This is a genomic window from Stenotrophomonas sp. K-6, from assembly GCF_056861555.1.
Window position 1 is genome coordinate 947,652 of sequence record NZ_JBSPUC010000001.1, and the last position, 23,512, is coordinate 971,163.

Below are 23,512 nucleotides of genomic sequence, written 5' to 3' on the forward strand. Positions count from 1 at the left end.
GACTCCATATTCTCGCATCCCCGTGCCCCGACGCTACGATTCCGACGACATCGACGAGTTCGACGACGACACCGAAAGCCGCGGCCCGCTGTGGCGGCGCCGGTTGATCACCTGGGGCATGGCGGCCGTCGCGCTGGGGCTGGGCTTCCTGATCCCCTATACGGTGTACCTGAACCAACAGGTCACCCAGCGCTTCGGTGAGCTGCGCTGGCAGATACCTACGCGCGTCTATGCCCGGCCGCTGGCGCTTGCGCCGGGCGTGGCGATGGATGCGGCCACGCTCAAGACAGAGCTGGCGGCGTCCGCGTACCGCGATGACGGGATCGGTAAATCGCCGGCGACGTATTCGCAGGACGGTGGCCGCTTCGTCATTGCCAGCCGCGGTTACAACGACGTTGATGGGCGGGTTGCACCGCGCCGCGTGGAGCTGAGCCTGTCCGGCGGATCGATCGCGTCGCTGCGTGATCCCGACACCCGAAAGGCCCTGAAGGCCGCACGCCTGGATCCGGCCCGTATCGCCACGCTGTACGGCCAGAAACAGGAAGAGCGCCGGCTGGTGCGGATCGAAGAGACGCCCGAACTGCTGGTGACCGGCCTGCAGGCCGTGGAAGACAAGGACTTCAACCGCCATCACGGCATCGACCTGAGCGGCATCGCCCGCGCGATCTGGGTGACGGTGCGTTCCGGTGGCCAGAGCCGCCAGGGCGCCTCGACGTTGACCCAGCAGCTGGCCCGCAGCGGCCTGCTGGGGATCGGCAAAGAACAGACCGTCACCCGCAAGTTCAACGAGGTGCTGTACGCGCTGATCATGGAGGCGCGTTACGACAAGCGCACCATCCTGGAGGCGTATCTCAACCAGGTGTACCTGGGCCAGCGCGGCAGCCAGGCGATCCACGGCATGTCCTCCGGTGCGGAGTTCTGGTTTGGTCGCGACCTGGCCTCGCTCAATACCGAACACGTCGCGCTGCTGATCGGCCTGGTCAAGGGACCGTCCTATTACGATCCGCGCCGCAATCCCGAGCGCGCGCTGGACCGCCGCAACTTCGTGCTGGGCAAGCTGCGCGAAGCGAACCTGATCGACGATGCCGAGTACAAGCGCGCCGTCGATGCACCGCTGGGCGTGCCCAAGACCCCAGGCCTGATCGCGGCCAACCGCTTCCCGGCCTATGTGGATCTGGTCCGTCGCCAGCTCGGCCACGATTACCCCGAGTCGGTACTGCAGGGCGCAGGCCTGAGCGTGATGACGGGCATGGCACCGTCGGCGCAGGCCTATGCCGAAGGTGCCGTCACCAAGACGATCAAATCGCTGGAGAGCAAGCGCCGCCCCGAGCTGCAGGCCGGCCTGGTGCTGACCGACGTGCACAACGGTGATGTGCTGGCGGTGGTCGGCAGCCGTGAAGTCTCCGAGCCGGGCTTCAACCGGGCCATTGAGGCGCAGCGCCCGGTCGGCTCGCTGCTCAAGCCGTTCGTGTATCTGCTGGCCCTGGCGCAGCCGGACCGCTATTCGCTGTCCAGCTGGGTCGACGATTCACCGGTGACGGTGCAGCTCAGCCGCGGCAAGCAGTGGTCCCCCGGCAACGCGGACAACCGCAGCCACGGCACGGTCCGGTTGATCGATGCACTGGCCCATTCCTACAACCAGGCCACGGTGCGGGTGGGCATGCAGGTCGGTCCGGAGCGGGTCACGCAGTTGATCCACGTGCTGGCCGGAATCAAGGCCGACCCCAACCCGGCGGTGATCCTGGGCTCCACGGATCAAAGCCCGTACGCGATGGCGCAGCTGTATCAGTTCCTGGCGTCCGGGGGCGAAATCCAGCCGCTGCATGCGGTGCGCGGCGTGCTCGATCCGCAGGGCAAGTTGATGAAGCGCTACGACAAGACTCCGGCGCCTGCGCAGGAAGGTGACTCGATCGCCGCCAACCTGATCAGCATCGGTCTGCAGCAGGTCGTGGCCAGCGGCACCGCGCAGCGCCTCAACGCCGATGGGCTGGGACGCCTGCAACCGGCGGGCAAGACCGGCACCACCAACGATGGCCGCGACAGCTGGTACGCGGGCTACACCGGTGACCACCTGGCCGTGATCTGGATGGGTAACGACCAGAACGAACAGGCCGGGCTGTATGGTGCGACCGGGTCGATGCGGGTCTGGTCGGGCATCTTCCAGCGTCTGCCGAGTGCGCCGCTGAAGGTCAGCAACAAGGGCCTGGACTGGCAATACGTGGAGGCCAGCGGTACGGCCACGACCGATGAAGCCTGCCCCGGCGCGCGTCGCTTCCCGTTCGTGGTGGGGTACACCCCGGCCTACGTCCCGTGCGCGGCGCCGAGCGCGCTGCCCGAAGGCGAGGGTAGCGAGCAGAGCGGAGGCGGTGGCTGGCGCAGCTGGTTCGGCCTGGAGAAAAAGCCCGAGCCTGCCCCCGAACCGGCGCAGAATGCACCGGCCGCTACCCCCGCGCGTCAACCCTGATCGAGGCCTGCCCACATGACCACCCGTTTGCTGATCCGTTCCGCCTCGCTCGCCACGCTGTGTCTGGCGTTGGCCGCCTGCGTCACACCGCCGCCCGCAGTGAAGGCACCGGTCGACACCACCACGCCGGCCCAGCGCCTGGCGGCCGTCGATGCTGCTGCGGGCAATGACGACAAAGAGCTGGCCGTGCAGCCGTTGCGCGACAGCGAAGTGGAAGATCTGCGTCAGGCCGCGCATGCCCGTCGCCAGGCCAACGACTTGACCGGCGCGGCCGCCGCGCTCGATCAGGCACTGGCGATCATGGCGTCGGATCCGTCGGTGCTGCAGGACCGCGCCGAAATCGCGCTGCTGCAGGGCGACTGGGCTGCGGCGGAAACCTTCGCCCGCAAGTCGGTTGAACTGGGCTCCAGGACCGGCCCGCTGTGCCGCCGTCATTGGGCGACGATCGAACAGTCGCGCCTGGCCCGCGGTGAAAAAGAAAACGCAGCCTCTGCCCATGCCCAGCTGGACGGCTGCACGGTGCCGGGGATCATGCGCTACTGAGGCAGGGATACAGGCGGATGCGTGACGGCGTAGCGCCGGGCATCGGCCGGCACCCTTTATCATTGCGTCATGTCCCAACTTGCCCACGCCAGCCGCGATGCCCTCAGTGAGGGCGGGGCGCTCGCCAGCCAGCTCGATGCCTTCGTACCGCGCCCGGCCCAGCTGTGCCTGACCGCGGCGATCGCCGAAGCGTTCGACCAGCGCGACGTGCTGCTGGCCGAAGCCGGGACTGGCACCGGCAAGACCTACGCGTATCTGGTGCCCGCGCTGCTGTCGGGGCTGAAGACCATCATTTCCACCGGCACCCGCGCGCTGCAGGATCAGCTGTATCACCGCGATCTGCCGCGCGTGCGGGCCGCGCTCGGCGTGGGGCACAGCAGTGCCCTGCTGAAGGGGCGCGCGAATTACCTGTGCCGCTATCGGCTGCAGCAGGCCCGGGGCGAACCCCGTTTCAGTTCTCCGGAGCAGGTGGCGCAGTTCCAGCGCATCCTGGCGTGGTCCGGACGTACCAAGTACGGTGACATGGCCGAGCTGGAGGCCTTGCCGGAGGACTCGCCGCTGTACCCGATGGTGACCTCCACCGTCGATAACTGCCTGGGCACCGAATGCCCGTTCTGGGATGACTGCTTTGTCGTGCAGGCACGGCAGCGGGCGCAGGCGGCCGACGTGGTAGTGGTCAACCACCACCTGCTGCTGGCCGATCTGGCGCTCAAGCAGGAAGGTTTCGGCGAGATCCTGCCGGGCGCGCAGGCGTTCGTGATCGACGAGGCGCATCAGCTGCCGGAGCTGGCGGCCAACTTCTTCGGCGAGGGCTTCGGCATGCGCCCGTGGCAGGAGCTGGCACGCGACTGCCTGGCCGAGAGCCGCAGCGTGGCCGGTGCGCAGGCCGCCCTGCAGGAGCCTGCGGCCGCGCTGGAGCAGACCCTGCGCGACCTGCGCGTGGCGATGGAGGGCCTTCCACCGCGCGGCACACAGTGGCGTGCGCTGACCGTGCCACAGGTCCGCGACGGCTTCGATACGGCGATGAGCACGCTGGTGCAGCTGCGCGATGCACTGGCCGGGGTGCGGGAGGCGTCCCCCGGTCTGGATGCCTGCCATGCGCGCGCGATGGAGGCGGTCTCGCGGCTGTCGCGTTGGCTGGGCGACGACGCGCCGATGCTGGATTTCGACACCGATCCGGACGAGGCGCCGCCGCCAGCGGAGGTGCTCTGGTACGAGCTGACCCCGCGTGGCTTCCGGTGCCAGCGCACGCCGATGGATGTGTCCGGTCCCTTGCGCGAGCACCGCCAGCGCTCGATGGCGGCCTGGGTGTTCACCTCGGCCACGCTGACCGTGGATGGCGGTTTCGAGCATATTTCCCAGCGGCTGGGCCTGGAGGATCCGGTCAGCCTGCTGCAGCCCAGCCCGTTCGACTGGGCTCACCAGGCGCTGTGCTATCTGCCGACGGATCTGCCCGATCCGGCCGCACGTGGCTTCGGTACCGCGTTGATCCGTGCGTTGACCCCGGTGCTGGAGGCCTCGCACGGCCGCGCGTTCCTGCTGTTCGCTTCCCACCGCGCGCTGCGCGAAGCGGCCGAGGCGCTGCGCGATGCGCCGTGGCCGCTGTTCGTGCAGGGCGAGGCACCGCGCGCGACCCTGCTGCAGCGGTTCCGCGAATCGGGCAACGGCGTTCTGTTGGGCTCGGCGAGCTTCCGCGAGGGCGTGGATGTGGTCGGCGATGCGCTGAGCGTGGTGGTGATCGACAAGCTGCCCTTCGCCGCGCTGGACGATCCGGTCTTCGAAGCGCGGCTGGATGCGATCCGCCGCGACGGCGGCAATCCGTTCCGCGATGAGCAGCTGCCGCAGGCGGTGATCGCGCTCAAGCAGGGCGTGGGCCGCCTGATCCGCAGCGAGACCGATCGCGGTGTTCTGGTGCTGTGCGACCCGCGCCTGCTCAGCCGCGGCTACGGCCGGATCTTCCTGGACTCGCTGCCACCGTTCCGGCGTACCCGCTCGCTGACCGATGTGCAGAGCTTCTTTGCGCCACAATGGCCTGTCGCGGGCCCCACGCCTGCAGCCGGGCCCGTCTCTGCGGAGCCCGTGCAGGCTGTGCTGTCCACCGATGACTTTCCCACTTCCCTGTTCTGACCGCCATGAAACTGCTCGCCTTTGAAACCGCCACCGAAGCCTGCTCCGTTGCCCTGTATGTGGATGGGCAGGTCAGTGAGCGCTTCGAGATCGCCCCGCGCCGCCACGCCGAACTGAGCCTGCCCTGGGCCGAGGCGCTGCTGGCCGAGGCCGGGGTGGCCCGTTCGCAGCTGGACGCGATCGCGTTGGGCCGTGGCCCGGGCGCGTTCACCGGCGTGCGGTTGGCCATTGCCATCGCCCAGGGCATCGCATTGGCGCTGGACCGCCCGCTGATCCCGGTCTCCACCCTGCAGGCGCTGGCGCTGCGTGCCCCGGCGGACGCCGATCATGTGCTGGCCAGCATCGACGCGCGCATGGGCGAGGTCTACGCCGCCCGTCACATCCGCGTGGACGGGCAGTGGCAGCTGCAGGGCGAGGAGAGCGTGTGTGCGCCGGAGCAGGTCGTGTTGCCTGAGGGCACGCGCTGGTTCGGCGTCGGCACCGGTTTCGGCGCGGCCGACGGCGTGCTGGCCACGCGATTGGCCGATCAACTGACCGGCGTGGACGCGCTGGCATTGCCGCGTGCGTCGGACGTGTTGGCGTTGGCGGTGCCCGCGTTCCAGCGCGGCGAGGGCGTGGCACCGGAGCTGGTGGAGCCGGCGTATCTGCGCAACAACGTGGCACTGACCCTGGTGGAACAGCAGGCCGCACGGGCGGCGAAGCAGGCGGCTTCGTAACGCAGGCGGCCTCGCAGCGCCCAGCTGCGCATCGCAGCGTAAGCCCCAGCCACGCATGGCGTGGCACTACCTGCGCGGCGTTTTCCTAGAGCCACGCCATGCGTGGCTGGACCCCGCGCGATCAGCGGTCGTCGCGCAGCTCGCCGCCAGGCAGGAACACCCAGGTGCGGGTTACCTGGAGGATGTCGATCGCATCCTCGGTCTTGGGCAGCGGCGGGAACGGCTGTGCCAGGGTGATCACGCGCAGCGCGGTTTCATCCAGCAACGGCGTGCCGCTGGACTGCAGGATGCGGGCACTTTCCACTGTGCCATCGCGGCGCACACCGACGGTGATCACCACCTGGCCGCCGAGCCGGCGGGCGCGTGCCTCATCGGGGTAGTTCAGATTGCCGACGCGCTCGGCGCGGTCGACCCACGCGCGCAGATAATTGGCATAGGCGTATTCGCGGGTACTGGCCGAGACGAACTTGCGGTTCGGGCGTTTGGCGTACTGGGCCGAGCGCAGGTGCACTTCGGCGGCCAGCCGTGCCATCTCCACATCGCGCTGCTCTCGGGCCGTCATCGGTGCATCCGGGCGGGGTTGCTCGGGCAGCGGCTGTGGCTGCGCCTCGGCGATGGTGTCGGTGCCATTGCGGCTGTTGACCACGCGGGTCTGCGGCGGCGGCACGCTGGCCGCCTCCTGGCGCTGCTGCGGGACCGGTGACAGCCCTGCCTGCGCCTGCGGCACGATCCCGGCCTGGTTGTCGCGCGGGCGCTGGGCCTTGTCGTGGTCGCCGCCGCCTTGCTGATTGGCCTGGGCCAGGAAATCGGCCTGCTTGGGCGTCAGCGGGGTTTGCGTCTGGCTGAAGATCACATCCAGGGTCGGCACCAGTGGCGCGTTGTCGCTCACCGCGAACCCGACCCCAAGAATCAACAGCGCATGCACGAGCACCGACAGCGTCAGGGTCGCGCCCAGGCGCTGGGATTCGCGCGCCTGCCACGTCGGGGCCGGGACGACGCTGGCACTCATCGCGGCAGGCCGGCCTCGATCGCGTCGAACAGGGTGCCGGCGATGTTCAGCCCGAACTGGGCGTCGAGCTCGCGCACGCAGGTGGGGCTGGTGACGTTCACTTCGGTCAGGTAGTCACCGATCACGTCCAGGCCGACGAAGCGCATGCCGCGGCGCTTCATCTCCGGCCCGACCTGGGCGGCGATCCAGCGGTCGCGTTCGCTCAGCGGGCGGCCTTCGCCGCGGCCGCCGGCCGCCAGGTTGCCGCGGAACTCATCGCCCTGCGGAATGCGCGCCAGGCAGTAATCGACCGGCTCGCCATCGACCAGCAGGATGCGCTTGTCGCCGGCGGTGATGTCCGGGATGAACTTCTGCGCCAGAGCCAGCGTGCGCTCGCCGTTGGTCAGGGTTTCCAGGATCACGTTGAGGTTGGGGTCGCCGGTGCCGCTGCGGAAGATCGAGCGCCCGCCCATGCCATCGAGGGGCTTGAGCACCGCCTGGCCGTGTTCGAGCACGAAGGCCTTCAGGTCGGCGTTGCGGCGGCTGACCAGGGTCGGCGGGCAGCACTGCGGGAACAGCAGGGCGGCCAGCTTTTCGTTGTAGTCCCGCAGGCCCTGCGGGTCATTGACCACCATTGCACCGGCCTGCTGGGCGACGCTGAGCACGTGGGTGTCGTAGATGAATTCAGCATCCACCGGTGGGTCCTTACGCATCAGCACGACCTGGCCGGGGCCGAACACCGTCTGGCTGAACTCGCCCAGGGTGAACCAGTCGTTCTTGTCCTCGCGCACCTGCAGCGGTGCCGTGCGGGCGATGGCCTGGCCGTCGCGCAGGGCCAGCCCGCCGGGGCTGACGTAGTGCAGGGCATGGCCGCGGCGCTGGGCTTCGAGCAGCATCGCGAAGGTGGTGTCCTTGGCAATCTTGATATGGGCGATGGGGTCCATCACCACGATGACATTCAACGGCATGGTCGCAACCTGGCGGGCAGGCCGATGATGGTAGCGACAATGGCCGCCCAATGCCTGCCCCGGGCAGCGCAACGCAGTGTCCGGCCGGGCGGCGGGCTGCCCCGGGGTTTGCGCAGAATGCCCGGCGCCGGGCCGGCGGGAGGCGCTCGCGGCGGGGCCGGGATGGGGATGCTTGAAGCGCGCGCCGGTATTGGGATATAGATACGCTTTCGCAGCGACGCCGGATCAGTGCACGCGTCGCGCGCTTGGGGAAAGGTAATGACTGAATACATGGCTGCGGGTGGGGAACTCGCAGGGTTACGCGTGATGGTCATCGATGATTCGAAGACCATACGCAGGACGGCGGAAACACTGCTCAAGCGCGAAGGCTGCGAGGTGGTGACCGCGACCGATGGTTTCGAGGCGTTGGCCAAGATCGCCGACCAACAGCCGCAGATCATCTTCGTCGACATCATGATGCCGCGCTTGGATGGGTACCAGACCTGTGCGCTCATCAAGGGCAACCAGCTGTTCAAGTCGACGCCGGTGATCATGCTGTCGTCCAAGGACGGCCTGTTCGACAAGGCGCGGGGGCGCATCGTCGGCTCGGAGCAGTACCTGACCAAGCCATTCACGCGTGAAGAACTGCTGGGTGCCATCCGCACATACGTCAACGCCTGACCAGGGGGGAAAGGCACAATGGCTCGAATCGTACTGATCGAGGATTCACCGACCGACCGTGCGGTGTTCACGCAGTGGTTGATCAAGGCCGGTCATGAAGTCCTGGAAGCGGACAACGCCGAGGACGGGCTCAAGCTCGTTCGCGAGCAGTCGCCGCAGCTGGTGCTGATGGACGTGGTGCTGCCGGGCATGAGTGGCTTCCAGGCCACCCGCGCGATGGCGCGCGATGCGGCGATCAAGCACATCCCGGTCGTCATCGTCAGCACCAAGGCGATGGAAACCGACAAGGCGTGGGGGCTGCGCCAGGGGGCGGCCGACTACATCGTCAAGCCGCCGCGCGAGGAGGAACTGATCGCGCGGATCAACCAGTTGGTGGTCTGATGCGTTCTCCTTTCGACATCCTCGAGGCTTACGAGCGGCGCAGTCTGGCCCATGCGGTGCAGCTGCCCGAGCGGCAGTTCTCGCAGGATCTGTGGCGTGGCGTGGGTTACCGCGTGGGCAAGCGGCGGCTGGTCTCGGACTTCCGTGAAGTGGTGGAAATCGTGCCGATGCCGCCGATCACCCCGGTGCCGGGCGCACAGCCGTGGCTGCTGGGCGTGGGCAACCTGCGCGGCAACCTGTTCCCGGTGGTGGACCTGAAGTACTTCCTGGAAGGCGAGCGCACCGTGCAGCAGGAAGGCCAGCGCGTGCTGATCATGCGCCAGGCCGGCGGCGACGTCGCGCTGACCATCGATGAACTGTTCGGCCAGCGCAGCTTCGAGCAGGACCAGGACACCGCTGCAGGCGATCTGGCGACCGGCCGCTATGCGCACTTCGTCGACCGCGCCTTCCACGGCGACGGTCATGACTGGGGCGTGTTCTCACTGTCGCTGCTGTCGCGTACCCCCGAATTCAGGCAGGCCGCGGCCTGACCGCAGGCGCCTGTCTCTCCGTATTGAAGATCGAGGTTGAACGATGAGTACTGCTTCGGAATCCGCCAAGGCCGGCAAGCTCGGCTCGGTGGGCACCAATTTCTGGCTCGGCCTGCTGGCCGTGTCGATGATCGTGTTCGGCGTCAACACCGGCGTGGCCACCTGGCAGGGCAGCCGCCTGGCCAGTGCAAGCACCGATGCGGCGAACCTGCAGGTGCTCTCGCAGCAGCTGGCCAACCAGGGTCGTGAAGCGGTCTCTGGCAACGCCCAGGCGTTCACCGCGTTCAAGCTGACCAAGACCGACATCGAAACCACCGTCAGCGCGCTGCAGGGCCGCTACGGTACCGAAACCAATGTCGCCGGCCCGCTCAATGCGCTGATCCAGACCTGGGAGCCGCTCGGCAAGAGCGCCGGGCAGCTGGTCGCCAGTGAACCGGCGGTGCTGGCCCTGGCGGGCAACGCCAACAACTTCGTCAACGGCGTGCCGGCACTGCAGGCGCAGCTGAACGAAGTGGTCCGCGCGATGTCGGCCAGTGGCGCGCCGTCCTCGCAGGTCTACAACGCCCTGCAGCAGGTCGTGGTGGTCGGGTCCATGGCCCGCCGCGTGACGGAAATGCGCGCCGGTGGTGCCAACGCCGCTGCCGCGGGCGATGCACTGGCCCGCGACTCGGTCGTGTTCACCCAGGTGCTGGACGCGCTGCGCAACGGCAACGAAGAACTGGGCATCGCCCCGGTGCGCAACGGCCCGGCGCTGGCCGCGCTGGAGCAGTCGCAGAAGCAGTGGGACACCATGAAGCAGGACGCCGATGCGATCCTGGCCAGTTCGCGCCAGCTGTTTGCGGCGCAGTCCTCGGCCGCGGCGCTGACCGGCGGCTCGGCTGACATGCTGCGCGACAGCAAGAAGCTGTTCGAAGCGTTCTCCTCCTTCGGCTCGCTGCGTGATACCCGCCTGTTCCCGAACTTCTGGCTGGGTGTGGTGTCCGGTGCGCTCTCGTTGATCGCCATCGTCGGCTTCGTCGGCAGCACCGTGCGCAGCCGCTCGCGCGAGCAGGAACTGCGTTACCAGACCCAGGTGGAGTACAACAGCCGCAACCAGCAGGCCATCATGCGGCTGCTGGACGAAATCAGCTCGCTGGGCGAAGGCGATCTGACGGTGAAGGCTTCGGTGACCGAGGACATGACCGGCGCCATCGCCGACGCCATCAACTACGCCGTGGACGAGCTGCGCCACCTGGTGACCACGATCAACGACACCTCGGCCAAGGTCGCCGTGTCGACCCAGGAAACCCAGGCCACGGCAATGCAGCTGGCCGAAGCGGCCGGCCACCAGGCCAACCAGATCACCTCGGCCTCCGACCGCATCGGCGAAATCGCCTCGAGCATCGAGCAGGTGTCGCGCAACTCGGCTGAATCGGCCGACGTGGCGCAACGCTCGGTGATCATCGCCGCCGAAGGTGCCGGCGTGGTGCGCGAGACGATCCAGGGCATGGACCAGATCCGCGACCAGATCCAGGAGACTTCCAAGCGCATCAAGCGGCTGGGTGAATCCTCGCAGGAGATCGGCTCGATCGTGGAACTGATCAACGACATTTCCGAGCAGACCAACATCCTGGCATTGAACGCTGCGGTGCAGGCCGCCTCGGCCGGTGAGGCCGGTCGCGGTTTCGCGGTCGTGGCCGACGAAGTGCAGCGCCTGGCAGAACGTACCTCCGGTGCGACACGACGGATCGAGAACCTAGTGCAGGCCATTCAGGCCGATACCAATGAAGCGGTCAGCTCGATGGAGCAGACCACGGCCGAAGTGGTCTCCGGCGCACGCCTGGCAGAAGACGCCGGTACCGCGCTGACCGAAATCGAGCGCGTCTCCAACGCACTGAACAACCTCATCAAGAACATCTCGATCGCTGCCCAGCAGCAGTCGGCCGCGGCATCGGACATCACCCGCACGATGGGCGTGATTCGTCAGATTACCGGCCAGACCTCGCAGGGCGCGGGACAGACCGCCGAGTCGATCGGCCACCTGGCACAGCTGGCGGCCGACCTGCGCCGCTCGGTTGCCGACTTCAAGCTGCCGGCGTGAGCCACGGGCAGGGCGGAGAGGGAAGGAACAAGCAGATGATGCATCGCGAGAAATCACCGCACGCCATGTGCGCCGAGCTGCCGGGAGACCTGGCATGAGCACGCTGCGCGATGCCATGAGCCACGCTGCGCTGGGCTGGGTCAAGCCGGAGCTGGACGAGACCCTGCGCCAGGTGCGCAACGAGGTCGAGTACTACGTGGACGATCCTGCCGACGGCAGCCGCATGCGCTTCTGCGCCGGGTACCTGCACCAGGTGCAGGGCACGCTGCGGATGGTCGAGCTGTACGCCCCGGCGATGGTGGCCGAGGAGCTGGAGCAGCTGGCCAACGCGATCGGTGCCGGTGAAGTGCCCGACCGCGACGAAGCCTGCGCCACGCTGATGCGTGGCAGCGTGCTGCTGCCCGACTATCTGGAACGCCTGCAGAACGGTCACCGTGATATTCCGATCGTGCTGCTGCCGCTGCTCAACGATATCCGGTCGGCGCGCGCGGCGCCGGGTATCAATGAAAGCGTGCTGTTCGCCTTCGCGCCGGACAGCGCGAGCGCCACCGAAGCCGAACTCGACCATGCCCGCGGCAGCCTGAGCGGGCGCAACCGCGAGCTCCTCGACACCGTCGGCAACGCAGTCAAGGAAGAGCTGCTGCGGATCAAGGACGCGCTGGACCTGCACCTGCGCACCGGCGGTGAGCCGGTGCAACTGCAGACCCAGGTCAACGAACTGGGTGCCGTGGCCGATACACTGGGCATGATGGGCCTGGGCGTGGCCCGCGGCGTGGTCGTGCAGCAGCGTGACGCACTGCGCGATGTGGTCGAGGGCGTGCAGCAGATCGATGAAACGCTGCTGCTGGATATCGCCGGCGCGCTGCTGTACGTGGATGCCTCGCTGGATGACCAGGTCGCCCATCTGGGCGCCGGCGGCAGCGGCGAAGATGACCCGAGCGCCGCCGAAAACCGGCGCACGGTGGAAGTGTTGGCCCATGAGGCGATCGCCAACTTCGCGGCCGCCCGCGAGCACTTCGTGGCCTTCATCGAAACGAACTGGAACCATCAGCAGCTGCAGGAAGTGCCGCGCCTGCTCGGCGAGGTCGCCGGTGCGCTGCGCATGCTCGATCTGACGGTGCCGGCCGACTACCTGCAGGGGGTGCGCCAGTACATCAGCGTGGAACTGCTGGGCAAGCAGCGTGTGCCGAGTGGTCGCCAGCTCGACACCCTGGCCGACGCCATGGCCAGCCTGGAGTACTACCTCGAGGCCCTGCGCGAAGGCCGCGCGGGCCGCGACGAGATTCTGGACATCACCCGCAGCAGCCTGGAGACCCTGCGTTACTGGCCGCTGCCGGATGCCAACCAGCCCTCGGCCGATACCGGGCCGGATGCACTGCCGGTGGCACCGGAACACATTGCGCTGACCCCGTGGGACGCGCCGGCCGCCGAGCCGATCGCGCTGGGCGTCACCGCCGGGATACCGCGCCCGGCCAACCTGCCGCCGCCGCTGCCGGACTTCACCTTCGATCCGCCGCCGCAGCCGGCCACGACGCCTGTGGCCCCGCCGGCTGCGCTGGTGTTCGATGCGTCGACCGCGCCCGTTGCGGCCGATGCGCCGCAGTGGACCTTGGCCGGCAACAACGATGTGGACGAGCTGCCGACTTTCGCGCATTTCGATCCGATCATCGCCGAGGCCCCGGCAGGTGCCGGGTGGGGCGTGCCACCAGTGGTGCCCATGCCGGTGGCGGACGCCGCCGGGACTGAGTTTGATGCGACGCCGTCGGAACGCACCGACGATACCGACCTGGCCTTCCTGGAGATGCCTGCATTCGTGGCGGACGGGACCGGGTTCGATCCGGTCGCAGCCGAGCACGAGGCGCTTCAGCTGAGCGACGAGCCGATCGAATTCACCTTCGATGAGCGGCTGGACAACGCCGATGACGTGTTGTCGCTGCAGATCGACGATGCCGACTCGGTGGCAGCCGACGCGGAGCCTGTCGCCGGAACTGCCGCCGAATCCGCCTCCGAATCGGCGCATGACGACGCAGACGCCCACGCGCCGCCTACCTTCCTGCAGGACATTCCGGTCGCATCGGCGGACGAGAGTGACGACGTGTTGGCCGCGCCAGTTCCGACCTCGGGCGTGCAGGACGCGGTCATCCGCAAGATTGAGCTGGATGACGAATCGGTGCGGTTCCTGGCCGAGCTGGATGCTGCCGCCGCGCAGTTCCGCACGGAGGGTGTCGATCCTGTTGCCGCACCGATCACCGGCCTGACGACCGAGGTCGCGGCCATGACGGCCGACGAGACCAGCATCGAGGCCGGGTTCGAGGACGATGGCGAGAACATCGACCAGGACATCCGCGAGGTCTTCATCGAAGAGTTCGACGAAGAGCTGGTGAATCTGGGCAATCTGCTCCCGGCCTGGCGCATCGCGCCGGACAACATGGACCGGCTGCGTCCGATCCGCCGGGTGTTCCACACCCTCAAGGGCAGCGGTCGCCTGGTGGGTGCACGCACCCTGGGAGAATTCAGCTGGAAGATCGAGGGCATGCTCAACCGCGTGCTCGATGGCAGCCGTCCGGCCTCGCCGGCGGTGGTGGCGCTGATCGGCCAGGCTTACGACGTCCTGCCGCAGCTCAACGCCGCGCTGCGTGATGGCAGCCGCGTGACCGCCGATCTGCAGGCCATGCAGGCGATCGCCGATCGCGTGGCGGCAGGCGAGGAGACCTTCCACGTGCCGCTGCAGCGCCCGGCCGTGGCACCGGTTGCCACCCTGCCGGATCCGGTGGCAGTCGATACGACGCCCGCGCCCGCGCCGGTGGTGGAGAGCACCCCGGCCAACATCGACAGCGTGCTGCGCGAGATCCTGGAAGCCGAGGTCGAGGTGCACCAGGCGACGCTGCAGGCCTGGCTGGACAGCGCGGCCGAGGTGCCGCAGCCGGTCACCGATGGCCTGCTGCGCGCCGTGCACACCATGAATGGCGCCTTCGCCATGACCGACGTGCCCGAGATCACCGCAGTCACCGGTGCGGCGGAAAGCTACATCAAGCGCTCGCTGGCTGCCGATGCGCTGCCCAGCGATGCAGGTCTGCAGGCACTGGTGGAGACCTGCGCTGCCATCACCACCACGATGGAGGCCCTGCAGGACGAGGCGCCCCGCGTCCCGGTCCAGCAGGCGCTCGCCGCCCGCCTGATCGCGCTGGCCGATACGCTGCCCGAAGCGCGCTGGCCGGCGCTGGTCGATGATGAGCAGGACCTGGAGGAGGAGGCCTCGGCGCTGGACGTGACCGATGCCGATCACCTGGCGGAATGGGATGCCGACGCGGCGGATGAGGGCAGCGACACCGACGAGGCCATCGTTGTTGAAGACGCCGCCGTCATTGACGAGCCAATCGTCGTTGAAGCGGCCATCGCTGACCACGCGCCGGCGTATGTGGAGGCGCCGGCTCTGGCAAGCATCGATGATGCGGCCGACGCGGACGCGCAGCAGGCGCTGATCGAAGCCGACGGTCTGACCCTGCTCGACACGGGGGATACCGCCGATGTCGAGACCACGGCGGACGACGCGCTGGTCGCGGCGGAGCTGACCGCAACCGATGACCTGTCCGCCTACTTCGATGCCGAGCTGCCGACCTCGCCGGTGATCCGCGAGGTTCACGCCACGCCGGACACCACTGCCGAAGCGACCGATCTGGACTCGGTGCCTGCCGGTCTGGATGCCGTGGAACTCACCTCGGCCGACGACCTGTCGCGGTACTTCGATCGCCCTGCGCCCTCCGGACTGGCCGCCGATCCGGCGCCAAGCGCCAGCGACGCCGGAACCGTGCCAGCAGACGCCGTTGCGGTCGCCGTCGAAGAGACCGTCGAAGAGGCCGCCAATGATGTCGCCAATGACGGCTGGCGCGAGACCGACGAGACCGACGAGACCGACGACAACGCGCAGGCCCTGGACGACGTCCTGCCGCCGCCGCCGGCCTTCGGCGAGGTGGTGGATGCCCAGCAGGCCATTGACGATGGTCTGACCGTGTTGGACGCACCGGACGCCGAGGCGGCCGAGGACCTCGGCGTGCTCGGGCTGGATGCGGCTGCCGAGGCGCCGGTGGAACGGGATGCCTTTGCTGAGGCATTCGAAACCGCCCTGGCCGACAGCACCGATGCAGATGCGGATACGATCGACGAAGACACGACGGCACCCGCGCGCTTCTTCGAGCTCGAAGAGTCTCCGGCGCCGGCGCACGTCGTTCCGCAGCCTGCCAGCACCGTATTCGCGGCGGCAGCATCGGACGATGACGTTGAACTCGATGCAGGTGACGCCCTCGATTTCACCCAGCTCGATCAGGAACTGGTCGACATCTTCGTGGAAGAAGGCAAGGACCTGCTCGACCACTGCGATGGGCTGATCAGCGAGCTCCGCGCCGCCCCACAGGACCGCGACGTGATCGCCGGCCTGCAGCGCGATCTGCACACCCTCAAGGGTGGCGCGCGCATGGCCGGCATCAATCCCATCGGTGATCTTGGCCACGGGATCGAGTCGTTGCTGGAGGCCGTTGCGGCCAACCGTACCGATATCGAGCGCAGCGATGTGCACCTGCTGGAGCGCGGTTTCGACCGTCTGCACCAGTTGCTGACCCGGACCGGCCAGCACCGTACCGTGGCCATGCCCGACGACCTGATCGCCGCCTTCGAGCGGCGCACCCAGGGCCGTGCCGAGCCGGAACAGATCGCGCCCGCCGAGCCGGCCCTTGCCGTCGGCGATGCCAAGGTTGAAGCGGCGATCGCCGCGCTCGTCGCCGCCCCGTTGTCCGCACCGGTACCGCTGGAGACCGCCAGTGAAGACGACGGTCTGCCGCGTCCGCAGCAGGAACAGGTGCGTGTGCGCGCCGACCTGCTCGACCGCCTGGTCAACCATGCCGGTGAAGTGGCGATCTACCGTTCGCGCCTGGAACAGCAGCTCGGCGCCTTCCGTGGGGCCATGGGCGAACTGGATCGCACCAACGCCCGTCTGCGCGATCAGCTGCGCCGACTGGACCTGGAAACCGAAGCGCAGATCGTGGCCCGATACCAGCGTGAGCAGGACCAGGCCGATCACAAGTTCGATCCGCTGGAACTGGACCGCTTCTCCACGCTGCAGCAGCTCAGCCGCGCGCTGAATGAATCGGCGGCCGATCTGGGCGGTCTGCAGGGTGTACTGGACGATCTTTCGCGTCAGTACGACGTGCTGCTGCAACAGCAGTCGCGCGTCAGTTCGGAACTGCAGGACGGCCTGATGCGCGCGCGCATGGTGCCCTTCGACGGCCTTGTGCCGCGTCTGCGCCGGGTCGTGCGCCAGGCCGGCCAGGACACCGGCAAGCAGGTCCACGTCACCCTGGAAGGCACCCACGGCGAACTGGACCGCAACGTCCTGGACCGCATGGTCGCACCGCTGGAACACATGCTGCGCAACTCGGTGGCCCATGGTCTGGAAACCCCGGAGCAGCGTCGCGCCGCCGGCAAGCCGGAGGAAGGCGAGATTGCCATCCGGCTGCGACGCGAAGGCTCGGAAATCGTGCTGGAAGTGGCCGACGATGGTGCCGGGCTGGACCGCGAGGCGATCCGTCGCCGTGCCGAACAGCGTGGTCTGATCGCCGCCGATGCCGTGCTGGGCGATGCCGAGCTGGATGCGATGATCTTCTCGCCCGGCTTCAGCACCGCCGACCAGGTCAGCCAGCTGGCCGGCCGTGGCGTGGGCATGGACGTGGTGCACAACGAAGTACGCCAGCTCGGCGGTTCGGTGGACATCCACTCCGTGCGCGGGCAGGGCGTTACTTTCACCCTGCGCCTGCCGCAGACGCTGGCCGTCACCCAGGCCGTGTTCGTGCAGATCGGTGAGACCACCTTCGCCGTACCGGTCGCCTCGGTCAGTGGTATCGGCCGGATCTCGCGCGAGCGCTTTGAAACCGCCAACGGTGGGTACCACTACGGCGGCGAAGAATTCGCCCTGCATGATCTGGGAACGTTGATCGGCCAGGCCCAGGCCCGCGCCGAAGGCCAGGCACAGGTGCCGCTGCTGCTCGTCCGCGCGGGCGACCTGCGGGTAGCCGTGGCGATCGACCAGGTGCTGGGCAACCGCGAAATCGTGGTCAAGCCGGTCGGCCTGCAGATCGCCTCGGTGCCGGGTATCTATGGTGCGACGATCACCGGCGATGGCCGCGTGGTGGTCATCCTCGACGTCGCCCCGCTGGTACGCCGTTACATCGCCAATCCGCACAAGCCGATTGCCGCGACCACCCAGGTCAGCGACCGTGATGCACCGCTGGTGATGGTGGTCGACGACTCGCTGACCATGCGCAAGGTCACCGGCCGCATCCTGGAGCGCCACAACTTCGAGGTGACCGTTGCGCGCGATGGCATCGAAGCCCTGGAGCGCCTGGAAGAACGCGTGCCCGATCTGATGCTGCTGGATATCGAAATGCCACGCATGGACGGCTATGAGCTGGCCAGCGTGATGCGCGCGGACCCGCGCTACCAAGGGGTGCCGATCGTGATGATCACCTCGCGCAGCGGCGACAAGCATCGCCAACGTGCCTTCGAAATCGGTGTCCAGCGCTACCTGGGCAAGCCGTACCAGGAGCTGGATCTGATGCGCAACGTTTACGACCTGCTGGGGATCGCCCGTGTCCGCGAGTGACGGCCACGCCCTGTTGACGATCGCATTGCTGGCCCGCCCCGGTGCGGCCCGCGAGCGCCTGCGCGAGGCGCTGGATCATGCCGGCGCGCGCGTGGTCTTCGAAGACGATCCCTCGACGCTGGAGCTGCAGGCGCTGCGCGATGCTGATCCCGGTGCCGTGCTGATTGCACTGGAGCCGGCCATCGAGGACGCGCTGGAGCGGCTGGACCCGGTGCTGGCCTCGCCTTCGCTGACCCTGATCTTCGACGAAGCCGAGCTGGCTGCGCGTCGGGATGGTTGGGAAGCACAGCGCTGGGCACGCCACCTGGTGGCCAAGCTGCACGGCCATCAGGATGTGCTGCCGCCGGGATCGGAGCAGGATCAGCAGTTGCAGCCCGAGCCGGGGCTGCCGACCACGCCGGCCGAGCTGCATGCGGACGCGCCGCTGGAGTTCCACCTGCGCGAAGCCGCCGATGCGGCACCCGAGGTCCCGTCAGACGGCCTGTACCAGGCACCGCAGGACCTGAGCGAGCCAGTCTCGCTGGAGGAGGCGCTGGCTGCGTTGCAGCCCGCCCAGGACGAACCGGACCCACCTGCGATGCCCGCTGCGGCACCGCCCGCCGACGTCGCCCCGGCAGTCGCGCCGATCACCGCGATCGGAGATCACAGCCGCTGGTCGCTGGTGGAGGAGCACGTCGTAACGTCGCCCGCTGCATCCACGGCCGAGGCCGTGCAGGAGCGCTTCGATATCGACCGGCTGTCGCTGGTCGAGCTTGAGCCCGATACGGGCATCGAGGGCGGCTGCCGCGGTGCCGTGCTGGTCCTGGCCGGTATCGGTGGGCCGGACGCGCTGCGTCGTCTGCTCGCTGCGCTGCCTGAAGCCCTGAGCACGGCGATCCTGGTGCACATGCGCCTGGATGGCGGTCGCTACGGCAATCTGGTCAAGCAGATGGCGCGCGTGTCTGCGTTGCCGGTGGTGCTCGCCGAGGTGGCACAGCCGGTGGACGCCGGACAGGTCTACATCCTGCCGGACGACGTCGGCGTCGTCGCCGGCCAGGGTGGCCTGCAGTTCATGGCCGACACCGCCGGGATCCAGATCGATGCCTTGCCGGCGGCCCACAGTGGCGTGGTGCTGCTCAGTGGCGCGGACGCCGCCCAGCTGGATGCCGTGCTTGCGCTGGCGGCTGCGGGGGCCTGGGTTGCCGGTCAGGTGGGCGAAGGCTGCTACGACCCGACGGCGGCCAGTGCCGTGGTGGTCGCAGGGCAGGACGCCGGTGAACCGCCGCAGCTTGCCGCCACCATCGCCGAACGCTGGGGCGTGGACGCGTAAGCGCGTCACGCTCCTTTAAAGGAAGACCCATGAGCTACGCCAGCAACGACGAAATCCGCGGTGTTCTGATCCAGGCCGGGCACGAACGCGTGCTGCTGCCCAACGCCACCGTCGCCGAGATGATGTCCAAGGTGCCGGTCGAGACGGTACCCGACGCACCGGCCTGGCTGGTCGGTCAGATCGCCTGGCACGGCTGGGACGTGCCGCTGCTGTCGTTCGCCCGGTTGTCCGGGCAGGGCGACGAACCGGTCGTGACCAACAACAAGGTGGTGGTGCTCAAGGCGCTGGGCGGCAATGCCCGCCGCCCGTACTTCGCGCTGCTGACCCAGACGTTCCCGCAGCTGATCGCCGTGCCGCGCGACGGTCTGCTGGCCGATGCCTCCGAGGAAACCCTGCCACAGGGCGTGCACATGCGTGTACTGCTGGGCGAGCAGAGCGCGCTGCTGCCGGACCTGGATGCACTGGAAGCAGCGCTGGACGAATCCTTCCCCGTGGCGGGGTGAAAAAAATAGGGACGGAGGTAGTTAATCGTGCCGATTAACTCCCTCCGTCCCCGTTTCTGCTTCAGCCCAGATCGCCGAGCCGCGCCTGCACGGCAGCGATCGCCGCCAGGCCGGCCGTCTCGGTGCGGAGCACGCGCGGCCCCAGCTGCAAGCCTTGGAAGCCTGCTGCGGCCAAGGCCTGACGGTCGCGCGGCGACCAGCCGCCTTCCGGGCCGATCGCAATCACGACGCCGCCCGGTGCGGCGGACAGGGTGGACAAGCGGTGCTCGCCCTGCGGATCCAGGGTCAACTTCAATGCTTCGGCCGGCACGGCGTTGGCGGCGACCTGCAGCGATTGTGGTGCGGCCACGCTGGGGACGCAGGCGCGGCCGGATTGGCCACATGCCGAGACCACCACGCTGTGCCAGTGCGCCAGGCGCTTCTCGGCACGGGCCGCATCCAGCTTCACTTCCGTGCGCTCGGCGTTGACCGGCACGAAAGCCTGCACCCCCAGCTCAGTGGCCTTCTGCAGGATCAGGTCCATCTTCTCGCCACGGGCAATGCCCTGCAGCAGCGTGATGTGCAAGGGCGACTCGTTGCCCAGCGCGGTGGCGCTCTCGATCCGTACCTGCGCGTCGCGCTTGCCGACCGTCACCAGGGTGGCGCTGTAATCGTGGCCATCGCCATTGAACAGCACGCAGCCATCGCCCTCGCGCAGGCGCATCACGCGGACCAGATGATTGGCCGCATCCTCGGGCAGCGCCAGGGTCTGGCCGACCGCCAGCGGTTGATCGACATGGCTTCGGGTCACGCGCATGCGACGGCCTCGTCGATGGCGGCCAGGGTGGTCAACGCAAGCAGATCCAAGTGTTCATCCTCCACGCAGTACGGCGGCATCCAATACAGCACATTGCCCAGCGGGCGCAGCACCACGCCGCGTTTGAGCGCGGCTTTATAGGCGTGCAACCCGATCCGGGCCTCGGCCGGGAACGGCGTGCGCTTGTCGCCGTTGCGGGTCAACTCGAAGGCCACCACCATCCCGGCCTGGCGCACATCGGCGACATGCGCGTGGTCGGCGAACGGCGCGGCCAGGGTGCGCATCACCTCGGCGGTACTGCGGTTGCGCGCGATGACGTCTTCACTGGCGAAGATGTCCAGGGTCGCCAGCGCGGCGGCGCAGGCCAGCGGGTTGCCGGTGTAACTGTGCGAATGCAGGAAGGCGCGCTCGCGCGAATCATCCAGGAAGGCGTCGTACAGCGCCTGCGTGGCCAGCACCGCCGACAGCGGCAGGAATCCACCGGTCAGGCCCTTGGACAGGCACAGCAGGTCCGGCATCACCCCGGCCTGTTCGCAGGCGAACATCGTGCCGGTGCGGCCGAAGCCGGTCGCGATCTCATCGGCGATCAGGAACGCGCCGTTGGCATCGCACAGCTCACGTGCACGCTGCAGATAGACCGGGTCGTACATGCGCATGCCACCGGCACATTGCAGGCGCGGCTCGAGAATCACCGCGCAGATCTCCCCCGGGTGCTGGTCAAACAGCGTGGCCAGCGCATCGGCGGCCTGGTGCGCGCGCTGTGCGGCACTCTGGCCCGGCTCGGCCAGGTAGGCATCGGGCGAGGGGGCGAACAGCGCCTCGGTCAGCAGCGGGGCATACACCCGCCGATACAACGGAATATCGCCGACCGACAGCGCCCCCAGGGTTTCGCCGTGATAGCCGTTCTCCAGCGCGACGAACCGGGTGCGGTGGTTCTCGCCCCGATTGCGGAAATAGTGGAACGCCATCTTCAGCGCCACTTCCACCCCGGCCGAGCCGTTGTCGGCATAGAACACCTTGGCCAGCGGGGCGCGCCCGGCCTGGCGTGGGGCGATCGCCAGCAGGCGCTCGGCCAGCCGTACCGCCGGCTCATGACTGAAGCCGGCCAGCATCACTTGTTCCAGCTGGGTGGCCTGCTGGGCAATGGCCGCACCGATGCGCGGTTGCGCATGGCCGAACAGATTGGTCCACCAACTGCTCACCGCGTCCAGATAGCGATGCCCGTCATGGTCGATCAACCACGGGCCTTCGCCACGGGCGATCGGCAGCAGGGGCAGGGTGTCCGGGTGCTCGCGCATCTGTGTGCACGGGTGCCACAGCACGGCCAGATCGCGTTGCCGCCACTGATCGGCCAGCGTGAGGGGGGCTGGGTCTGCTAGCATTTCGGGCTCATGAACACGTTTTCACCAGTACCCATTCTAGAGATGCTCGCATGAGCCGTCGCCTGCCCATCATCCACCAGATCACGGACGAGGAAAGCGGGCCGTTCCAGCGCCAGCACCTGGATCTGGAGTTCTCCAATGGCGAACGCCGCCGCTTCGAACGGCTGGTGACCCGTGGCCATGGGGCCGTGGTGGTAGTGCCGATGCTCGATGAAGAGACCGTGCTGCTGGTGCGTGAGTACGCCGCCGGCATGCACCGCTACGAGCTGGGCCTGGTGAAGGGCCGCATCGATGCCGGGGAAACCCCCGAACAGGCGGCCGACCGCGAATTGAAGGAAGAGGCCGGTTACGGTGCGCGCCGGGTCGACGTGCTGCGCGCGATGACCCTGGCCCCCACCTATATGAGTCATCAGTCCTGGCTGGTGGTCGCGCGCGATCTGTACCCCGAGCGCCTGGTCGGTGATGAGCCGGAGGAACTGGAGGTCGTGCCGTGGAAGCTGGCCGATCTGGACCAGTTGATGCTGCGCGAGGATTTCTCCGAAGGCCGATCGCTGGCGGCGCTGTTCATTGCCCGCGAGTGGCTGGGACGGAAGGAATGATCAAACTCACGACGGATCTGCGCGAAACCGTCATCGCCATCGCCCAGGACGCGGCCGCCGCCATCATGGCGGTGTATGCCACGCCGTTCGATGTGGAAATCAAATCCGATCGCAGCCCGGTCACGGCCGCCGACCTCGGCGCCAACCAGGTGATCGAGCGTGGGCTGGCGCAGCTCACCCCCGAGCTGCCCATCCTCTCGGAGGAATCGGCGCAGGTGCCGTGGGAGATCCGCCAGCACTGGGGCGCCTACTGGCTGGTCGATCCGCTGGATGGCACCCGCGAATTCGTGAAACGCAACGACGAGTTCAGCGTCAACATCGCGCTGATCTACCAGGGCGCGCCCGCGTTCGGCGTGGTGCTGGCCCCGGCCACCGGCCAGGTCTGGCATGCGATGCGCGGCGAGCTGGCCTACCGCCGCGACGGCATGCGTGATTCGGTACTGCGCACCCGCACGCCGGCCACGGCACCGTTGCGGGTGGCCGCCAGCCGCTCGCACCGCAGCGAGCAGACACAGGCATTGCTGGACCGGATGGGCGATATCGAGGTGCTCGCACAGGGTTCCTCGCTCAAATTCTGCCGCTTGGCCGAAGGCACGCTGGACGTGTACCCGCGGCTGGGCCCGACCTCCGAATGGGACACCGCCGCGGGGCAGTGCGTGCTGCATGCTGCCGGCGGCGCGGTGCTCTCGGCCGAGACCGGCAAACCGTTCCGTTACAACCGCCGCGAAAGCCTCTTGAACGGCGACTTCATTGCGCTGGGCGATACCCGCCTGCCGTGGCGCGAGTGGTTGCCTGCCTGACCTGACTGGAGCAA

17 protein-coding genes are annotated in these 23,512 nt (G+C 68.2%); 13 read left to right on the plus strand and 4 right to left on the minus strand.

Going from position 1 to position 23,512, the window contains the following annotated elements; all coding sequences use genetic code 11:
- The first annotated feature begins 22 nt into the window (after positions 1-22).
- The 4 genes from mrcB (at position 23) to tsaB (ending at position 5,850) form a co-directional block, all read left to right on the plus strand.
- On the plus strand, positions 23-2,464 hold the full coding sequence (gene mrcB, locus AC13F7_RS04225) for a penicillin-binding protein 1B (RefSeq protein ID WP_481469734.1): 2,442 nt from the start codon (positions 23-25) through the stop codon (positions 2,462-2,464).
- Between the two features lie 15 nt (positions 2,465-2,479).
- Positions 2,480-3,007, plus strand: a complete 528-nt coding sequence (locus AC13F7_RS04230; protein ID WP_482999346.1) for a hypothetical protein — start codon at positions 2,480-2,482, stop codon at positions 3,005-3,007.
- A 69-nt stretch (positions 3,008-3,076) separates the two neighbouring features.
- Positions 3,077-5,134 carry a DNA repair helicase YoaA gene (gene yoaA / locus AC13F7_RS04235; RefSeq protein ID WP_482999347.1) on the plus strand — a complete coding sequence of 686 codons (2,058 nt, stop codon included), beginning with the start codon at positions 3,077-3,079 and terminating at the stop codon, positions 5,132-5,134.
- Positions 5,135-5,139: 5 nt separating this feature from the next.
- Positions 5,140-5,850 (plus strand): tRNA (adenosine(37)-N6)-threonylcarbamoyltransferase complex dimerization subunit type 1 TsaB, encoded by a 711-nt coding sequence (gene tsaB / locus AC13F7_RS04240; RefSeq protein WP_481469728.1) that lies wholly within the window; start codon positions 5,140-5,142, stop codon positions 5,848-5,850.
- A 121-nt stretch (positions 5,851-5,971) separates the two neighbouring features.
- Here tsaB and AC13F7_RS04245 read toward each other — a convergent pair whose 3' ends face one another.
- The gene (locus AC13F7_RS04245; RefSeq protein ID WP_481469727.1) at positions 5,972-6,859 is read right to left on the minus strand and encodes an energy transducer TonB family protein; all 888 of its coding nucleotides are present in this window, start codon (positions 6,857-6,859) and stop codon (positions 5,972-5,974) included.
- Positions 6,856-7,806: a glutathione synthase gene (gene gshB, locus AC13F7_RS04250; protein WP_346478804.1), complete on the minus strand. Its 951-nt coding sequence runs from the start codon at positions 7,804-7,806 to the stop codon at positions 6,856-6,858. Before gshB ends, AC13F7_RS04245 begins: the two co-directional genes overlap by 4 nt.
- 258 nt (positions 7,807-8,064) lie before the next feature.
- Between gshB and pilG the strand changes: the two genes are divergently transcribed.
- The 7 genes from pilG to AC13F7_RS04285 all read left to right on the plus strand — a co-directional run bounded on the left by pilG (position 8,065) and on the right by AC13F7_RS04285 (position 19,921).
- Positions 8,065-8,466 (plus strand): twitching motility response regulator PilG, encoded by a 402-nt coding sequence (pilG, locus tag AC13F7_RS04255; RefSeq protein WP_121039045.1) that lies wholly within the window; start codon positions 8,065-8,067, stop codon positions 8,464-8,466.
- An 18-nt stretch (positions 8,467-8,484) separates the two neighbouring features.
- On the plus strand, positions 8,485-8,847 hold the full coding sequence (locus AC13F7_RS04260; protein WP_481469725.1) for a response regulator: 363 nt from the start codon (positions 8,485-8,487) through the stop codon (positions 8,845-8,847).
- Positions 8,847-9,377 (plus strand): chemotaxis protein CheW, encoded by a 531-nt coding sequence (locus tag AC13F7_RS04265; RefSeq protein WP_259259436.1) that lies wholly within the window; start codon positions 8,847-8,849, stop codon positions 9,375-9,377. The genes AC13F7_RS04260 and AC13F7_RS04265 overlap by 1 nt, the downstream gene beginning before the upstream one ends.
- 43 nt (positions 9,378-9,420) lie before the next feature.
- Positions 9,421-11,457, plus strand: a complete 2,037-nt coding sequence (locus AC13F7_RS04270; protein ID WP_353086008.1) for a methyl-accepting chemotaxis protein — start codon at positions 9,421-9,423, stop codon at positions 11,455-11,457.
- 94 nt (positions 11,458-11,551) lie between these two features.
- Positions 11,552-18,109, plus strand: a complete 6,558-nt coding sequence (locus tag AC13F7_RS04275; RefSeq protein WP_482999348.1) for an Hpt domain-containing protein — start codon at positions 11,552-11,554, stop codon at positions 18,107-18,109.
- A complete protein-coding gene (locus AC13F7_RS04280; protein ID WP_482999349.1) occupies positions 18,096-19,418 on the plus strand; it encodes a chemotaxis protein CheB in 1,323 nt (440 codons plus the stop codon). Before AC13F7_RS04275 ends, AC13F7_RS04280 begins: the two co-directional genes overlap by 14 nt.
- A 29-nt stretch (positions 19,419-19,447) precedes the next feature.
- Positions 19,448-19,921, plus strand: a complete 474-nt coding sequence (locus AC13F7_RS04285) for a chemotaxis protein CheW (RefSeq protein WP_265309177.1) — start codon at positions 19,448-19,450, stop codon at positions 19,919-19,921.
- A 61-nt stretch (positions 19,922-19,982) separates the two neighbouring features.
- On the opposite strand, the gene AC13F7_RS04290 is transcribed toward AC13F7_RS04285, so the two are convergent.
- Together AC13F7_RS04290 and bioA are read right to left on the minus strand one after the other, a co-directional pair.
- Complete coding sequence (locus tag AC13F7_RS04290) at positions 19,983-20,717, minus strand: 16S rRNA (uracil(1498)-N(3))-methyltransferase (RefSeq protein WP_481469717.1); 735 nt, start codon at positions 20,715-20,717, stop codon at positions 19,983-19,985.
- The gene (bioA, locus tag AC13F7_RS04295; protein WP_482999350.1) at positions 20,708-22,099 is read right to left on the minus strand and encodes an adenosylmethionine--8-amino-7-oxononanoate transaminase; all 1,392 of its coding nucleotides are present in this window, start codon (positions 22,097-22,099) and stop codon (positions 20,708-20,710) included. The genes AC13F7_RS04290 and bioA overlap by 10 nt, the downstream gene beginning before the upstream one ends.
- Positions 22,100-22,149: 50 nt before the next feature.
- On the opposite strand from bioA, the gene nudE reads away from it, so the two are divergent.
- On the plus strand, positions 22,150-22,698 hold the full coding sequence (gene nudE / locus AC13F7_RS04300; protein ID WP_482999351.1) for an ADP compounds hydrolase NudE: 549 nt from the start codon (positions 22,150-22,152) through the stop codon (positions 22,696-22,698).
- Complete coding sequence (gene cysQ / locus AC13F7_RS04305; protein ID WP_346473063.1) at positions 22,695-23,498, plus strand: 3'(2'),5'-bisphosphate nucleotidase CysQ; 804 nt, start codon at positions 22,695-22,697, stop codon at positions 23,496-23,498. Before nudE ends, cysQ begins: the two co-directional genes overlap by 4 nt.
- Positions 23,499-23,512 lie beyond the last annotated feature (14 nt).

Excerpts from the sequence above, each read along its gene's own strand:
- AC13F7_RS04245 (WP_481469727.1), bottom strand. The coding sequence starts at position 6,859 with ATGAGTGCCAGCGTCGTCCCGGCCCCGACGTGGCAGGCGCGCGAATCC.
- AC13F7_RS04290 (WP_481469717.1), bottom strand. The coding sequence starts at position 20,717 with ATGCGCGTGACCCGAAGCCATGTCGATCAACCGCTGGCGGTCGGCCAG.
- AC13F7_RS04265 (WP_259259436.1), top strand. The coding sequence starts at position 8,847 with ATGCGTTCTCCTTTCGACATCCTCGAGGCTTACGAGCGGCGCAGTCTG.
- nudE (WP_482999351.1), top strand. The coding sequence starts at position 22,150 with ATGAGCCGTCGCCTGCCCATCATCCACCAGATCACGGACGAGGAAAGC.
- AC13F7_RS04230 (WP_482999346.1), top strand. The coding sequence starts at position 2,480 with ATGACCACCCGTTTGCTGATCCGTTCCGCCTCGCTCGCCACGCTGTGT.
- AC13F7_RS04285 (WP_265309177.1), top strand. The coding sequence starts at position 19,448 with ATGAGCTACGCCAGCAACGACGAAATCCGCGGTGTTCTGATCCAGGCC.
- cysQ (WP_346473063.1), top strand. The coding sequence starts at position 22,695 with ATGATCAAACTCACGACGGATCTGCGCGAAACCGTCATCGCCATCGCC.
- AC13F7_RS04270 (WP_353086008.1), top strand. The coding sequence starts at position 9,421 with ATGAGTACTGCTTCGGAATCCGCCAAGGCCGGCAAGCTCGGCTCGGTG.
- AC13F7_RS04260 (WP_481469725.1), top strand. The coding sequence starts at position 8,485 with ATGGCTCGAATCGTACTGATCGAGGATTCACCGACCGACCGTGCGGTG.
- AC13F7_RS04275 (WP_482999348.1), top strand. The coding sequence starts at position 11,552 with ATGAGCACGCTGCGCGATGCCATGAGCCACGCTGCGCTGGGCTGGGTC.
- yoaA (WP_482999347.1), top strand. The coding sequence starts at position 3,077 with ATGTCCCAACTTGCCCACGCCAGCCGCGATGCCCTCAGTGAGGGCGGG.
- tsaB (WP_481469728.1), top strand. The coding sequence starts at position 5,140 with ATGAAACTGCTCGCCTTTGAAACCGCCACCGAAGCCTGCTCCGTTGCC.
- gshB (WP_346478804.1), bottom strand. The coding sequence starts at position 7,806 with ATGCCGTTGAATGTCATCGTGGTGATGGACCCCATCGCCCATATCAAG.
- pilG (WP_121039045.1), top strand. The coding sequence starts at position 8,065 with ATGACTGAATACATGGCTGCGGGTGGGGAACTCGCAGGGTTACGCGTG.
- bioA (WP_482999350.1), bottom strand. The coding sequence starts at position 22,099 with ATGCTAGCAGACCCAGCCCCCCTCACGCTGGCCGATCAGTGGCGGCAA.